Raw genomic sequence first — 14,002 nt, 5'->3', positions numbered from 1 at the left:
AGGGAAAGGGCGTCAGTCCCGCCGATGCGGCCGGCTTACGCGCATCTTGATCGTTCCGAGCGTATGGATGAGGGCCGGGTGTCGGCCCCTCACGCCACCGACAGATGTTTTGACCGGGTCTTGCGCTTGAGCGCGGTCGGCTGGTGGTCGGCGATCCAGGTGTCGAGGGCGTTTGCAGGCATGGGGCGGGCGAAGAGGTAGCCCTGGGCGATGCTGCAGCCGAGGCGGGCGAGGATGGCGGCGTCTTCGGGTGTCTCTACACCTTCAACGACGATGTCGAGGGACAGGGACTGGCCGAGGCTGATCATGGCCGAGATCAGTTTCTGGTTGGTCTCGCTGCGGGCGACGTCCTTGACGAAGCTTCGGTCGATCTTCAGGCGATCGACCTTCAGGCCGATGAGATAGGCGAGGGACGAGTGGCCCATGCCGAAATCGTCGACGGCGAGCTTGTAGCCGTCCTGTTCGAGCTGCTTCAACTGTTCGTCTGCCAGGGCGGGATCGAGGATGGCTTCCTCGGTGATCTCGATCTCAAGTGCCGACGACGCCACGCCATGGGCGCTGGTGACGCGCTGCAGCATGCAAGGCACGGAATAGAGCGCAAATTCGCGCGGCGAGACGTTCAGCGCCACCGTGACATCGCCGAGGCCGAATTCGGGCAGGCGGCGGGCGAGCAGGCAGGCATCGCGGGCGATGCTCGCGGTCAGTTGTTCGGACAGATGCACCGTGCGTGCGGCGTTGACGATTTCCGGCGGTGACACGAAGCCGAGCTGCGGATGCTGCCAGCGGACCAGCGCCTCGAAGCCGGTGATCCGGCGTGTGGTCAGGTCGACCTGGGGCTGGAACCAGGCGCCGATGGCGCCACTCTGGATGGCGCGGTCGAGGTCCTGCTCGATGATGCGCTTGCGCTCGGCATTGCGGCGGAGATCCGGGTCGAACTCCCGCAACTGGCGGCGATCGGTGCGCTTGGCGTCGTAGAGCGCCATGTCTGCGCAGGCGAGCAGTTCTTCGGCATTGCATGCGTGATCGGGATAGGCGGCGAGGCCGACGCTCAGTCCGACGACGGCCTGGCGCTGGTGCCAGTGGATCGGCCGGCGGCTTGCCTCGAGCACGGCGGCTGCATGGGTACGGGCGCGATGCAGGGCGTCCGGACCGCTGACGACCACGGCAAATTCATCGCCCCCGAGGCGCGCAATCAGGCTGCCGTCCTCGACGATCGAGGAAAGACGGTTCGCGATCTCACGCAGCAGGGCGTCGCCGGCGCTGTGGCCGAGCGTGTCGTTGATCGACTGGAAGCGCTCGACGTCGAAGATCAGCAGGGCGACCTGCTCCTTGACGACGGCGGCCCTGGCAATGTCGCCGGCGAGGCGCCCGTGAAAGAACATGCGGTTGGCGAGGCCGGTCAGGGTGTCGCGGTTCGCCAGGGCCTCCAGACGGGAGTTCTGACGAAGAATGTCGCTGTTGGCACGGGTCAGGCTGTCCGCGAGTGTGGTCGCCTCATGGCGGGCGACCTGGCTGCTGACGAACATCCGCTCTGCCCAGAGGCTGCGGCGGATGAAAACGAAGATCAGCAGGCTGAGGCAGAGGCCAAGCAATACATCATTGGGCTGCCAATTGCTGATCAGGTTGACCATCAGGGAAAGCAGGATCGGGATGGAATAACTCAGGGCTAGTGGCGTGTAGCCGATCTGCTTGATAACCGAGCCCGCCGCCATGCCGCCCATCAGCAGGAAGAGCGGGGCATGCCGGCCGAGCGGTTCGAAGTCGGTGATTGTCCATGGCAGGGCGGCCCAGACCACCCCCAGCGTGAGTGCGCCGAGTGAAAGAATGGTCAGGCTGTCCTGCGGTGCCGAGATCAGCTTGCCGCGTCGGCGAAGAGCGTTCAAGGCATAGGCGCGCATGGCGATGACGGTGATCGCGACGAGATACCAGGCGAAGTTTGTCCAGCCGGCCTCATTGTGCAGGTGCAGGATGAAGAGGCAGACGGTCAGCGTAATGAGGTTCAGGACGAGTGTGGAGCGATAGCCGTCGGCGATGTCCGCCACCTGGGCTTGCAGCACTGCCGGCACTGTTCCGCCGCTTCGGCTCTCGTTTAACCACATAAAACAAAACCCATACCAATCGCAATAAAACATCAATAACAAGAGCGACTTAACGGGATGTTATCGCGGCTCCAAGCAATTTAACTAGAAATCATCGGCAACTTTTTGGCGGTGCTAAAATATGAGCTCGCGTCACTTTCTTCGCGCTTTTTGGCTTCGCCTTTTCAGCCGAAATTCCGTCTTCAGGTTGTGAGGGTGCGCGAGCGAAGGTTTCCGGTCGCAGTCGAGAACGCTCCGCCCCATATTCGAGCCAATTTGATATGTAGATACCTGAAGGCGACTCACGGGGCGCCTCTCGTCTCCCCCTCAATCTCGCGAGTTCTCCATGCCGAGTCTCTCTCCCGCCGCTCTCTGGCCGATCCTTCTTCTGTCGCTCTCGAACGTTTTCATGACTTTCGCCTGGTACGGGCATCTCAAATACAAGACGTCCGCCCTCTGGATCGCGATCGTCGCGAGTTGGGGCATCGCCTTCTTCGAATATTGCCTGGCAGTTCCTGCCAACCGGATTGGCGCGGAGGTCTATTCGGCCGCGCAGTTGAAGACCATTCAGGAGGTCATCACGCTGATCGTGTTTTCCGGATTCTCGGTCTTCTTCCTCAAGGAAAGCCTGACCATCAATCATGCGATCGGCTTTGCCTTGATCGCCGCGGGCGCTGCCTTCGTCTTTCGCGGATGAGAAACGCGCGGCCAATTTCTGGCCGCGCCGTCTTCTACCCTGTTTCCTCACTGGCGAACGTCTAGCCCGCCGTGGCGACGCGGACTGCGCCGATCCGCCAGGCGGGAAGGACGATGGCTGCCAAAAGGAGAGTGTTGAGCAGGACGTTAACGCTCGCGCCGGATACAAAGGAGCTGGAGCTATCGACGAGATACCAGGCAAATGTCGCCTCGATCATCATTAGGCGGGCAAGCTTTGGATCGGACGGCAGCAGGCGGTCGATGATCAGCCACATCATGACGCCCCAGCCGACCATGACCCCTCCGCCTATGGCGGCGAGCACGCGGGCGGCCTGGGTGTCGATGGCCTGGGCGCCGTCAAAGGGCCAGAAGACCGCATCGGCGAGAAGGGTTGCCGGTAGCGAGACGGCCGGATGGGCGCCGAGGGCGACGATCAGGCCCAGCAGCACGATGAAGAGACTGGTGAGTTTCAGCCAGGTGGCGGCAAAATCACGGGACATGGTCAGTTTTCCTTTCCAGTTGCGATGACGTGACCATGTCGGGCGGCCGGACGTGTCGCAATTACTCGGGAGGTAAGTGACGGCGCGCGCTGCATCTGCCAGAAGTTCTGCAATTCCGGCTTCTCGGACGCTGCGGCATGGAGGATGGCATGACGGGTGATTTTGGTGGTCAGCTGCGCAACTGGCGCGGCAAGCGACGGATGAGCCAATTGCAGCTGGCGCTGGTTGCCGATGTCTCCGCGCGGCACATCGCCTTTCTTGAGACGGGACGGGCGAAGCCGAGCCGGCACATGGTTCTGCGGCTCGGCGAGGCGCTGGAGGTGCCTCGGGCCGAGCGCAACCTGATGCTGGATGCGGCGGGCTATCGCGCTGCCTATGCGAAGCGGCCACTGGACAGCGCGACCATGGCGCCGGTCCGCAAGGCGATCAGCCACATGATTGCCGGGCACATGCCTTATCCGGCCTTCGTCTTTGATCGCCACTGGACCGTCTTGGATGCCAATGCGAGCGGTCATGCCATGCTGTCGGGCTTCGGCCTTACTGCCGGCGACAGCTTCATCGACTTCCTGCTGAAGCCCGGACGGGGCACCGAACTGGTGGAGAACTGGCACGAGGTTGCCGGGCATCTAGCGGCCCGCTTCAGACTGGAAAGCGCTCATCTCGGCGGCGATGCGGTGCTGGAGCGCGCAGCCGAGGCGCTGTCTTGGGAGGCGGGAGAGGGCGACCATGGCGGACGTGGCGACCTGCCGCCGGTGCTTGCGGTGCGCTTTCGCTTCGGCGGATTGGTCTATCCGATGTTCTCGACGATCACGCAGTTCGGCACGGCGGATGACATCGCGCTGGCCGATATCAAGATCGAAATGTTCTTTCCGTCGGACGAAGCCTGCGAAGCTTTCTTCCGCATCATGGCCGGCTGAGGCCTGTCAGGCCTCAGGCACCGGCGTAGGCTTGCCATCAGCGTCGAGCGCGACCATGACGAAGGTCGCTTCGGTGACCTTTTCCATGACATGGGTCAGATAGCGCTGGGCCCAGGTCTCGACCTTGAGCGTCATCGAGGTACGGCCGACGCGGCTGATTTCCGTATAGACGCAGAGCGTGTCGCCGATCTTGACCGGCATGGCGAAGGCCATTTCCTGGACGGCGGCCGTGACGACGCGGCCACGGGCACGCTCGGCCGCACGGATCCCGCAGGCAAGGTCCATCTGGGCCATGACCCAGCCGCCGAAGATATCGCCTGCCGCATTGGCGTCTGCCGGCATGGCGAGCGTTCGCAGGGTCAGTTCTCCGGTGGGCGTTTGCGTGGTGGCGGTCATGATTCTGTCGGAACTCCTCTGTGTACGACCCAAAAGAGATCGTGAAGTCACCAGTGCGCCACTACTAATTTTAATGGATGAAAATGCACCTGTCAGATTTCACAGGTCCTCATTTACGGAGTTTAGAACTGATAAATATCAAAATTTAGCATCTAATCACAATGGGGGTGGAAAATATGAAATCGGTGTCTCTGTCAGTGCGGCTCTATGCACTGGTCGCAGTGGCTCTGGCGGTTCTGGTGGGCGCACTGACCTACAGCCTGTTCCAATCGTATGACACGCTGGTCCAGGAGCGCCGCATGGGGCTGGCGCAGATCAACGACAATTCTGTCGCGATCCTGAACAAGTATCACAAGATGGAGCAGGACGGCACGCTGACGCGCGAGGAGGCGCAGGAGCGGGCGAAGGACGTCGTCGGCGCGATGCGCTATGAGCCCGATGGCTATATGTGGATCAACGACATGCAGCCGGCGATGGTGATGCATCCGATCAAGCCGGAACTGAACGGCAAGGATCTGAGCCAGAACAAGGATCCGAACGGCAAGTTCCTGTTCGTGGAATTCGTTAATACCGTGAAGGCCGGCGAGGAAGGTTTCGTCGACTATTACTGGCCGAAGCCGGGCTTCGAGGAGCCGGTCGAAAAGCTTTCGCATGTTATCGGCTTCCAGCCCTGGGGCTGGGTCATCGGCACCGGCGTCTATTCGGACGACCTGGCGGCCCTCTTCCGCCAGACGGCCATTCAGTATGGCGTCCTGATCCTGGTTGCGACAATCGGCATGGTGCTGTGCGCCTATCTCGTGGTCCGCAGCGTTGTGCTGCCCATCAACCGTCTGAAGGCGGCGATGAGCGATATCGCCGAGGAGCGGGTTGATATCGAGGTCGGTGGAACGGAACGCCGTGACGAAATCGGCGGAATGGCGAAAACGCTGGTCGTGCTGCGCGACAGCGTGCGCGAACGCATCGAGTTGCGCGACCGCGAAGTGGAGCAGCAGGCAAACCTGAACGGCGAACGCGAGCGTAACGAGCTCAATCTGCGCACCTCTTCCGAGCGGCAGAACCATGCGATCAATGCGCTGGGTTCGGCGCTGGAGCGTCTGGCCGAAGGTGACCTCACCGTGCAGATCGGCGTGATCGGCTCGGAATATGAAAAGCTGCGCGACGACTTCAATCGCGCGGTCGATTCGCTCGGCGGCGTTATTGCGGCGATCAACCAGACGAGCGACATCGTGACGTCCTCGGCCGGCAATATCAGCGAGGCGACCAACAACCTGTCGAAGCGTACCGAGCAGCAGGCGGCGGCCCTCGAAGAGACGGCGGCGGCCCTCGACGAGATCACCGCAACCGTTCGCACGGCAGCTGAACGCGCCAATGAGGCACGCCAGATGGTGGCCGAGACCAAGTCGAGCGCCAACCGCTCCGGCGAGATCGTGCGCAGCGCTGTCGATGCCATGGGCCGGATCGAGGGCTCGTCGCAGAAGATCAGCCAGATCATCTCCGTCATCGACGAGATCGCCTTCCAGACCAATCTCCTTGCTCTGAATGCCGGCGTCGAGGCGGCGCGTGCGGGTGAAGCGGGTCGCGGCTTTGCGGTCGTGGCGCAGGAAGTGCGGGAACTGGCGCAGCGCTCGGCCAATGCGGCGAAGGAAATCAAGACGCTGATCAGCGCATCGGCTGCCGAAGTCGACACCGGCGTCGGCCTGGTGCGCTCCACCGGCGAGGCACTGATCGAGATCGAGGCACTGGTCAACCGCGTCAACGAAAGCGTCAACACGATCGCGACCGCTGCCAAGGAACAGGCCACGGGCCTGGCCGAGATCAATACCTCGGTGAACCACATGGACCAGATGACGCAGCAGAATGCGGCCATGGTCGAGGAAACCTCGGCTGCCGGCCAGTCGCTGGCGGAAGAGAGCTACAACCTGCGTCAGCTGCTTTCGCGCCTGAAGGTCAATGCTGCGCAGGCCGTGGCCGGACATCGCCGGGCGGCGTAAGCGTCAGGCTTGACGAACAGATGGGGGCCGGCGGAGCAATCTGCCGGCCCTCAGTTTTTGCCCTCAATTCCTTCCCCATTTCGTTCATGGCGCATTAAGCCGGGCGGTCCTATGTTGTTGGAAGTTGTCCCATAAGGGACCATCGAGGGTGAAATGAGTGTTGCGTTTTCGTCCCTTGGCAGCCGACTGACGGTTGCCGTCCTTTCGGTTCTTTTCGTCGCCGGTTGTTCCGGCAGCGACCGGATTCCTTTCGCTGACGTTGGAGGGCCGCGCGCCGGCGATCAGCTGATCGGCAAGGTCGATCGCAGCAAAGACGGGCGGGTGCTTGTCGGTCGCGTCGGCGACCCACGAGCGGAGGCTGCGGCCTATGCACCGCCAACTGCCCGGAACGGTGGCGCTCAGGGCCTCGACTATCTCGACACCCCCAACCTCGCCGACAGCGATGCCCCACAGGCCGCGCCTGTGCTGGCGGCGGTCGAGCCTTTGCCCGGCGATGACGGTCAAAGCCGGACGATGAGCGCCATGGCCATTCCGGAAGGCGGCGTCAACATTGACGGTGCGCTCGGGATCGGCGGTGAGCCCGGGATTTCGGATGCGAGTTATGCCGATGCGACGAGTCCGGTCGGCGTGCAGCCGCAACTGGTGACGGAGGCGGGCGCCATGGCAATTGCCGAAGGCAATACCAGCCAGCCGGTGGTCGACGGCATCGGTTTCGATGAGCCGACGCAGATCGTGACGGGGCCGAGCGGGGCGCAGCAGCCCGGGATACAGGAAATGCAGGTGGCCGAGATGCCGGAGGAGGGCCGCATCCTGCCGCTTTCGGTGGATAGCGGCAATTCCGGGATCGATGATCCGGTCCCGGTTTCGAGCCGGCGGATAGCGGCGGCTTCGAAGGCGCGGGCACCTGCTGGCAAGGACTGTTCGCTCTATCTCGACAAGGGGAACTGCCGTTGATGGTTCGCGGTTGCTTAAGTTCCTAATTCGCGAAATGCCGAATTGTGCGGGGTTGGCGGCCGGTGTCCCCGGGATCGATGCCGCGCTTTGCGGGACTTGCTCCGGAGTGATACCAAGGCCCCTCCCAACCCTCCCCACAAGGGGGAGAGCTTAACCTGGCTGCGTGGTCGCGCGATGCTGCGCAATCTGGCAATCGAGCAGTCCTGTCATGCGCCTGCAATTGATGGGCTGAGTGAGGAAGCCGTACCGGAGCAGGCGAGGGCGGGCTTGCGGGCGGGACAGGGAGGGCCTAGGAGGCTGGGCCAGTCACGCGGCGTCCCGTGCCCGATCCTTCCGCCTGTCCTCGCCGCCCAGTCGGGCGGTCCTATCTCCGGAGTAAACCCATGCCGCCGATTGCCGATATCCTGATGTTTGCCGCCTTGCTGGCGGCAGCGGGCGCCGTGGCGGGGTTGCTTGCCGGCGTGTTCGGCATTGGCGGCGGTGCGGTGCTGGTGCCGGTTTTCTACCAGGTCTTCGGTTATGCCGGGATCCCCGAAGAGGTGATCATGCATCTCGCCGTCGGTACCTCGACGGCGCTGATCGTGCCGACCTCGCTCCGCTCGTTCCAGGCGCATCGGAAACGCGGGGCTGTCGATATGGACCTTCTCAAAGGCTGGTTGATCGCGGTGCCGCTCGGCGCCCTTCTCGCGACCGTGGTTGCGGCCTATGTCTCCAGCGCGGGTCTGAGGCTCTTCTTCGCGGTCATGGGTCTGGTGCTCGCTGCGCGTATGCTCTTTCTCTCCAACCGGATGCATCTCGGCACCGAACTGCCGGGCCAGCCCTTTCGGTTTCTCACCGGCTCGGCGATCGGGCTGTTTTCCGGGCTGATGGGGGTCGGCGGCGGGGTGTTCAACAACACCTTCATGACGCTTTTCGGCCGGCCGATTCACCAGGCGGTTGCGACCTCGTCGGGCGTCGGCGTTCTGATCTCAATCCCGGCCTTTTTCGGCTTCATCTATGCCGGCTGGGGCAAGGCGGGCCTGCCTCCCTTCTCGACCGGCTATGTCAACTGGATCGCCTTTGCGGTGATCTTCCCGATCGCCATGCTGGTCACGCCCTATGGCGCGCAGCTGGCGCACCGGCTGAACAAGCGGCAGTTGGAGCTGGGCTTTGCGGTGTTTCTGCTGTTTGTGTCGGCGCGGTTCTTCTGGAGTTTGGTGGGGTGATAGGGCGAGGTGTCTTGATCCTCAACTATTAGGTTCATATCTTCATGTGATCAACTTCGAGACCAAGCACGCTAAGATGGGGGGCGTCGGGTGCCGCAACTGGCTTCAATACAAAGAACCGAGGTGATGCTTCGGGTAAAGTACCCCCATATTGAATCTCGAATATTCGAGCTTGCCGTCGATGATCATGTTATTTTTGTGCCGCGTGATCAGTTGGATGTCGAACTACATGGACGTGAGTTCGATACCAGTGTTAGTCAGATCACTGACAATGTGGTCCTAACGAATTCGATTCCGGAATCTAGTTGCGAAGTCGACACTATCAGAGATTGCGATCTTGCGGCTTCGTTCAGTGGCCTGCCACTGACTGTTGCAGATCTAGATACCATTATCGCTGGTAAGTTTCCACTTTCGCCAACTCTCGTAGATGCGAGACCTGGCGGCGATAACGAATTGCTCATTCAATTCGAACAACCTTTAACCTCGAGTCTATCAGACGCGGTGAAGCGGTTCCTAGGTGGCGTGTTTCCTGGCTATATACTCTCCATAACCTATGGAATGAAAGCCGCCAGCCCAGCGTCCGATGTTTTGAATATTCGACCTTTGAAGGAACGAGGTAAAGTTCCAGATTTTATTTCGTCTGACGAACAATGGTGGTTTGATAATCTCAATGAAATTTACGCTGGGCGGATACCTCCCAGTTCGTTCTCGGTGACAGAAAACGCCGGCATTAGCTGCTTCATCCATGGAACGGCTTTCCCAAATATCGATATCAGACAGGCTCTCTTAGCTTACGATACCATTTTCCTAGAGCCGCCGTTTGCTGAGCGGGACCTCGGTGAGGAATTTTGGAAAAGTCAGAGTGTTGGCCCCACAGAATTGCTTCAGCTGATTGAAGCTGGACGGCTTCGACTCGTTTTTTCCCAACCAGAAGAACGTTCGGACCTGGGGTTTATTCGTGAGGCCCAAGAAGCGAATCCTGCAGCCGTGTTTGGGAGGCGAAGGCTCGCGGGTTTGATCATAGCCGATGCCGTTGAAACTGCGGACGAATACATTCTTGGTCGCCCAGAAAACCTTGGGTCGTTGCGTAATATTATCCCCGTAATGGCGGAGGAATTGAGCGTCCCAATTCATGAGTTGGCCCAGAGCATTCTGTATCCCACTTGTCTCCGCCGCGCTTCGTTTCTCCCCTTCCTGAAACTTGGGGGCATGGGGTTGATGGGCATCAATCAGGGTAGTCACTTTGCGGAAACCTTTAAGCGCATTCGCGGAAAAGAGGTGTTAATTGAAGCAGATACATTTGGTCAGGCGATACATTTCGCTCATGTGTTGAATGCGACTTACATTCCTCACGGGACTGGTAAGGATTATGTAAATAGCTGGCTGGGACCTATGCAGCTGTTTGGCGACCGCTTAAATTTCTACCGATCCTTTAACAGCAGGATAGCTGCGGCTTGGGCTGAAAATGAACGGATAAAAGCCGAGGGGCGAGCAGTTGTACTGCCCCCGGTTCCTCTAGTAGATTTCGATAAGCGCGCCTCCCTACGTGATGTATTGGAATACACCTCCTTACCCTCAGACAGGCGGAAGGCACGGTCGCTTATCGGCAGGCTTGCCAACTTGCCTGAGAGCGAACGGCAAGTTGAAGTAGAGCGAATTCTGCAGGAACTGTTCGACTATGGATTGGCAAAGGACCGACGGGATCGCTCAATCCAATGGCTGGATGTTGGGTCGGGGTTGGGTGCCTATGCGGCTGGCGTCAATATGCCCCCATTTTTCGCGGGCATTTTTTTGCTTGGACGACTCATGGAAACCGCTCGAAAGCTGCCTAGTATGGATAGGTTTCTCGATACCATAGAGAGTGCGATCAATCCGTCGCGCAAGTTAAACGAGGATCTACAGTTGCTTTCAAAAGTCTCCCGGGTAGCTACTTTACGATCATAGCTGAACGGGTTTTCCCACCTCTATCCGCTATTGAGGTACCTTTGGCGCTCAGGTTTCGGATGATGATCCAGCCTGCAGGTTGTGGACTGAGGTCGCTTCTGCCGCGCAATTTATCCTCGCTCCACATCGTGCGGATCGGGTGTAGCCAGAGATCAGCCTTAATCCTGAGGCGTGGGCGTAAGCACCCACGAATTACGAGAGCGGGTGGGGCTGGTCTGGCCTCGGTGCTTCGAGAGCCGCTTGGGCAGGCGCCCTGGCCTCAGTAAATGTTTGGGTGTGGCCAGCGTTATGCCGTGTGATACCCCCCTCTGGCCTGCCGGCCATCTCCCCCACAAGGGGGGAGAGCGGGTGGGGGTGGCGTCTTACACCACAACCCCCGTCCTATTGCTCGACATCGTCAGCTTGCGCTCCGCGCGCTCCTGCTGGGGGGAGCGGTTGTAGAGTTCGCGGTAACACTTTGAGAAATGCGACGCGGAGACGAAGCCGCAGGCGACGGCGACTTCGACGACAGGCATGGAGGACTGGACGAGCAGGTGGCGGGCGCGGTCGAGGCGGATTTCGAGATAGTAGCGGGCGGGGGAGCGGCCCATTTCCTGTCTGAAGAGACGCTCGATCTGGCGGCGCGAGAGGCCGGCGTCGTCGGCGATTTCCAGCAGCGACAGTGGTTCTGCGAGATTGGCTTCCATCAACTCGATGATCTGCAGCACCTTGGAATTCTGCACGCCGAGGCGGGCTCTGAGCGGCAGACGCTGGCGGTCGTTGGCGGAGCGGACGCGGTCGGTCAGGTGCTGTTCGCAGACGCGGTTGACGAGGCCTTCGCCAAAATCCTGGCCGATCAGGTTCAGCATCATGTCGAGCGAGGCGGTGCCGCCGGCGCAGGTGTAGAGATTGCCGTCGACTTCATAGAGGTCGGCATAGACTTCGGCCTGGGGGAAGGTTTCGGAAAAGCCGGGCAGGTTTTCCCAGTGAATGGCGCAGCGCTTGCCGTTCAACAGGCCGGCCTGGGCCAGCACATGGGCGCCCGTACAGAGCGAGCCGACGGCGACATTGCGGTTATAGGCTTCGCGCAGCCATGCGTTGACCGACTTGTTGTTGAACTCCTCGACATAGATGCCGGAACAGACGATCGCCATGTTCGGGCGGTTTTCGCCGCCGAGAAAGCGGCGCTCGTCGGCGAGCGAGGAATTCACCTCAATGCCGATGCCGGAAGAGGAATAGACCTTCTGGCCATCGACAGAGGCGAGGCGCCACTCATAAGCGGCGTAACCCAGCATGCGGTTGGCGATGCGCAGCGTCTCGATGGCGCCGGCAAAGGGCAGAAGGGTGAAATGCGGGACGAGGAAGAAGACGATCGAACGCTTCTTGGTTTGCGGCTGTATCTTGCTCATGATGATGCCCTGATGTCCTTGCTGCCGTTCCCTTGTTTTCCATCATGCTCCGCCTGAATCGTTCGGCGCGATAGTCGTTTTACGACATTGTCATCCTATCGCGCGCCGCGACCGCATCGGCAATTGCTAAAGAACGACATTTTCCGACTTTTTTCAGGCTGCGACGCCGTGGACCAGGCGACTGCGGTGGGCAGGACGCAGGCAGTTGAAAAGCTTTGATTTCAGAGAGCGGGGTGGTCTGGGATGGGAAACGGGCGCTGCCCCGTTTGCGACGTTGTGGGGCGGCTGCGTCGCAAACGGGGTGTCGGGGCGGGTGATTTTGCCGCCGGGGTGCCTGGCGCGCGTCAGCCGTTTGTGTCGCCGGCAGGCCAGCCGAGATCCTTCCGCAGGTCAAAGGGCAGGGCTTCGAGGGCGGCCGCGTCAAGACGCTGGCGGCGGTGATCGGCGAATGCGCGTGCGAGGACTTTCATGGCCGTCGCGATGCGATCGGCGGCGCGGCTGGCGCGCTCATCGAGCGTCGAGGCGGCGGAGGCGATGCGGGCGCGCTTGGCGCCGGCGATCATTCGCGGAATCGGCCGGGAACTCGACCGAGGCAAAGGGGTATCGCAGCAAACCATGGTCATGGTCGTTATCCTCTTGGTGGCGGCCCGTCTTTCGCTCTGTCGCCCGGGCCTGGCTTTGTTTTGCTCGCCTTCGTTTCATCAATCAAACGAATGTTTCTGATGTTTGTCATTCTGAAAGCTGATCAATTGACGGTGGCGGGTGAGGCCGAGATCGTCGCGCAGGGCGGGGCCGAGGATGGCGAGTGCTTGCCGAGTCTGCTCGCGTACGGCGTAGCGGCGGGTGTTGCTGAGCAGTGCCTCAAGCTTCTGCTGGACGGTCTGGAAACCAAGCTGTGTCATGCAGCAATCCTCCTATTTGCGGTCTATGAGGTGAAGGATGCACGCGGATTGACATTCAATCAAACGCAATAGTATCGTCTTCAAGTTCAATTTTGTTGAAGGTCTATCGCCATGACACTCATGCTGCGCCAGCCGCTTCCGCTGCTCGACAACGATGTCCTCCGGACCTTCGTGGCGATCGCCGAGACCGGCAGTTTCACCACGGCCGCCGATCGCGTCTATCGCACGCCATCCGCCGTCTCGATGCAGATCAAGAAGCTGGAGGAGCAGCTGAATGTGACGCTGTTTCTGCGCGATGCGCGCTCGGTGACGCTGACGGAAAGCGGCGAGGTGCTGCTTCCCTATGCAAGGCGGATGCTGGCGCTGTCGAATGAGGCGGTGGGGCGTTTCCGCATGCCGGAGATGAAGGGGGTTGTCAGGCTCGGCGCGCCCGATGATATCGGCGAGCGTTTCATGCCGACGATCCTCAGGCGCTTTGCCGAGCTCTACCCGCTGATCATGGTGGACCTGACGGTCGACACATCGGGCGCCCTTCGGCGCCGGCTTGCCGAGCAGCGGCTGGATCTGACGCTGGTCAATTGCGCGCCGGGCCAGGTGGTGCATGAGGGCGAGGTGATCCACCAGGAGCAGTTGGTCTGGGCGGGGGCGAAATGCGGCACGGCGCATATGCGCGATCCCTTGCCCGTGTCGATCTGGGAGGATGGCTGCTGCTGGCGGGCGGATGCGCTGGCGCGGCTCGACAAGGACAAGCGGCCCTATCGGATTGCCTATCTCTCGGCCCATACGATGGCTCAGCGGGCGGCCGTCATCGCCGATCTCGCGGTGGCGCCGCTTCCGCGCAGCTATCTCACCGACGACATGACGGCGCTCGGGGCCAAACACGGCCTGCCGGAGCTTGGGTCGTTCGAGGTGCGCTTGCTCACCGGCAAGGAGACATCGGAGACGATCCAAGCGGTGGCTGACAGCGTGCGTTATGCGTTTTCCGAGATGATCGGCATGGCGGCGTGAGCGGGCAGCTTTGGTAAGTAATC

At 60.9% G+C, this 14,002-nt stretch carries 13 protein-coding genes; 7 read left to right on the top strand and 6 right to left on the bottom strand.

The features are described from left to right. Nucleotides 1-89: 89 nt before the first annotated feature. On the bottom strand, nt 90-2,066 hold the full coding sequence (locus tag D4A92_RS17800) for a putative bifunctional diguanylate cyclase/phosphodiesterase (RefSeq protein WP_203016254.1): 1,977 nt from the start codon (nt 2,064-2,066) through the stop codon (nt 90-92). A 358-nt stretch (nt 2,067-2,424) separates the two neighbouring features. Between D4A92_RS17800 and D4A92_RS17795 the strand changes: the two genes are divergently transcribed. Next, nucleotides 2,425-2,775, top strand: a complete 351-nt coding sequence (locus D4A92_RS17795) for a DMT family protein (protein ID WP_006727781.1) — start codon at nt 2,425-2,427, stop codon at nt 2,773-2,775. A gap of 61 nt (nt 2,776-2,836) precedes the next feature. Here the strand turns inward: D4A92_RS17795 and D4A92_RS17790 are convergent, their stop codons facing one another. Continuing rightward, entirely contained in the window at nt 2,837-3,274 is a 438-nt protein-coding gene (locus D4A92_RS17790) for a hypothetical protein (protein ID WP_203016253.1), read from the bottom strand. 149 nt (nt 3,275-3,423) lie between these two features. Here D4A92_RS17790 and D4A92_RS17785 point away from each other — a divergent pair, with 149 nt between their 5' ends. Next, nucleotides 3,424-4,191, top strand: a complete 768-nt coding sequence (locus tag D4A92_RS17785; protein ID WP_203016252.1) for a helix-turn-helix domain-containing protein — start codon at nt 3,424-3,426, stop codon at nt 4,189-4,191. Between the two features lie 6 nt (nt 4,192-4,197). Here D4A92_RS17785 and D4A92_RS17780 read toward each other — a convergent pair whose 3' ends face one another. After that, nucleotides 4,198-4,587, bottom strand: a complete 390-nt coding sequence (locus D4A92_RS17780; RefSeq protein WP_203016251.1) for an acyl-CoA thioesterase — start codon at nt 4,585-4,587, stop codon at nt 4,198-4,200. A 176-nt stretch (nt 4,588-4,763) separates the two neighbouring features. Here D4A92_RS17780 and D4A92_RS17775 point away from each other — a divergent pair, with 176 nt between their 5' ends. From D4A92_RS17775 to D4A92_RS17760, 4 genes are all read left to right on the top strand, one after another. Continuing rightward, nucleotides 4,764-6,578, top strand: coding sequence for a methyl-accepting chemotaxis protein (locus D4A92_RS17775; protein ID WP_203016250.1), 1,815 nt, complete (start codon nt 4,764-4,766; stop codon nt 6,576-6,578). Between the two features lie 153 nt (nt 6,579-6,731). Next, nucleotides 6,732-7,532 carry a hypothetical protein gene (locus D4A92_RS17770; RefSeq protein ID WP_203016248.1) on the top strand — a complete coding sequence of 267 codons (801 nt, stop codon included), beginning with the start codon at nt 6,732-6,734 and terminating at the stop codon, nt 7,530-7,532. 383 nt (nt 7,533-7,915) lie between these two features. Next, on the top strand, nt 7,916-8,737 hold the full coding sequence (locus tag D4A92_RS17765; protein ID WP_203016246.1) for a sulfite exporter TauE/SafE family protein: 822 nt from the start codon (nt 7,916-7,918) through the stop codon (nt 8,735-8,737). Nucleotides 8,738-8,827: 90 nt separating this feature from the next. Further along, nucleotides 8,828-10,681, top strand: a complete 1,854-nt coding sequence (locus tag D4A92_RS17760) for a hypothetical protein (RefSeq protein ID WP_203016244.1) — start codon at nt 8,828-8,830, stop codon at nt 10,679-10,681. 362 nt (nt 10,682-11,043) lie between these two features. Here the strand turns inward: D4A92_RS17760 and D4A92_RS17755 are convergent, their stop codons facing one another. The 3 genes from D4A92_RS17755 to D4A92_RS17745 all read right to left on the bottom strand — a co-directional run bounded on the left by D4A92_RS17755 (nt 11,044) and on the right by D4A92_RS17745 (nt 12,971). Further along, complete coding sequence (locus D4A92_RS17755; protein ID WP_006727769.1) at nt 11,044-12,069, bottom strand: GlxA family transcriptional regulator; 1,026 nt, start codon at nt 12,067-12,069, stop codon at nt 11,044-11,046. Between the two features lie 344 nt (nt 12,070-12,413). Further along, nucleotides 12,414-12,632: a hypothetical protein gene (locus tag D4A92_RS17750; protein WP_203016242.1), complete on the bottom strand. Its 219-nt coding sequence runs from the start codon at nt 12,630-12,632 to the stop codon at nt 12,414-12,416. A 138-nt stretch (nt 12,633-12,770) separates the two neighbouring features. Beyond that, complete coding sequence (locus D4A92_RS17745; protein WP_203016240.1) at nt 12,771-12,971, bottom strand: hypothetical protein; 201 nt, start codon at nt 12,969-12,971, stop codon at nt 12,771-12,773. Nucleotides 12,972-13,082: 111 nt separating this feature from the next. Between D4A92_RS17745 and D4A92_RS17740 the strand changes: the two genes are divergently transcribed. After that, nucleotides 13,083-13,979 (top strand): LysR family transcriptional regulator, encoded by an 897-nt coding sequence (locus tag D4A92_RS17740; RefSeq protein ID WP_203016238.1) that lies wholly within the window; start codon nt 13,083-13,085, stop codon nt 13,977-13,979. Nucleotides 13,980-14,002 lie beyond the last annotated feature (23 nt).

This window comes from Rhizobium rosettiformans (assembly GCF_016806065.1).
Taxonomy (GTDB): domain Bacteria; phylum Pseudomonadota; class Alphaproteobacteria; order Rhizobiales; family Rhizobiaceae; genus Allorhizobium.
The sequence above is the reverse complement of the archived record's forward strand: the minus strand, read 5'-3'. Positions and strand labels throughout refer to the sequence as shown.

What these genes read in the sequence shown, in the direction of transcription:
- D4A92_RS17795 (WP_006727781.1), top strand. Translation starts at nt 2,425, where the DNA reads ATGCCGAGTCTCTCTCCCGCCGCTCTCTGGCCGATCCTTCTTCTGTCG.
- D4A92_RS17790 (WP_203016253.1), bottom strand. Translation starts at nt 3,274, where the DNA reads ATGTCCCGTGATTTTGCCGCCACCTGGCTGAAACTCACCAGTCTCTTC.
- D4A92_RS17785 (WP_203016252.1), top strand. Translation starts at nt 3,424, where the DNA reads ATGACGGGTGATTTTGGTGGTCAGCTGCGCAACTGGCGCGGCAAGCGA.
- D4A92_RS17780 (WP_203016251.1), bottom strand. Translation starts at nt 4,587, where the DNA reads ATGACCGCCACCACGCAAACGCCCACCGGAGAACTGACCCTGCGAACG.
- D4A92_RS17775 (WP_203016250.1), top strand. Translation starts at nt 4,764, where the DNA reads ATGAAATCGGTGTCTCTGTCAGTGCGGCTCTATGCACTGGTCGCAGTG.
- D4A92_RS17770 (WP_203016248.1), top strand. Translation starts at nt 6,732, where the DNA reads ATGAGTGTTGCGTTTTCGTCCCTTGGCAGCCGACTGACGGTTGCCGTC.
- D4A92_RS17765 (WP_203016246.1), top strand. Translation starts at nt 7,916, where the DNA reads ATGCCGCCGATTGCCGATATCCTGATGTTTGCCGCCTTGCTGGCGGCA.
- D4A92_RS17755 (WP_006727769.1), bottom strand. Translation starts at nt 12,069, where the DNA reads ATGAGCAAGATACAGCCGCAAACCAAGAAGCGTTCGATCGTCTTCTTC.
- D4A92_RS17750 (WP_203016242.1), bottom strand. Translation starts at nt 12,632, where the DNA reads ATGATCGCCGGCGCCAAGCGCGCCCGCATCGCCTCCGCCGCCTCGACG.
- D4A92_RS17745 (WP_203016240.1), bottom strand. Translation starts at nt 12,971, where the DNA reads ATGACACAGCTTGGTTTCCAGACCGTCCAGCAGAAGCTTGAGGCACTG.
- D4A92_RS17740 (WP_203016238.1), top strand. Translation starts at nt 13,083, where the DNA reads ATGACACTCATGCTGCGCCAGCCGCTTCCGCTGCTCGACAACGATGTC.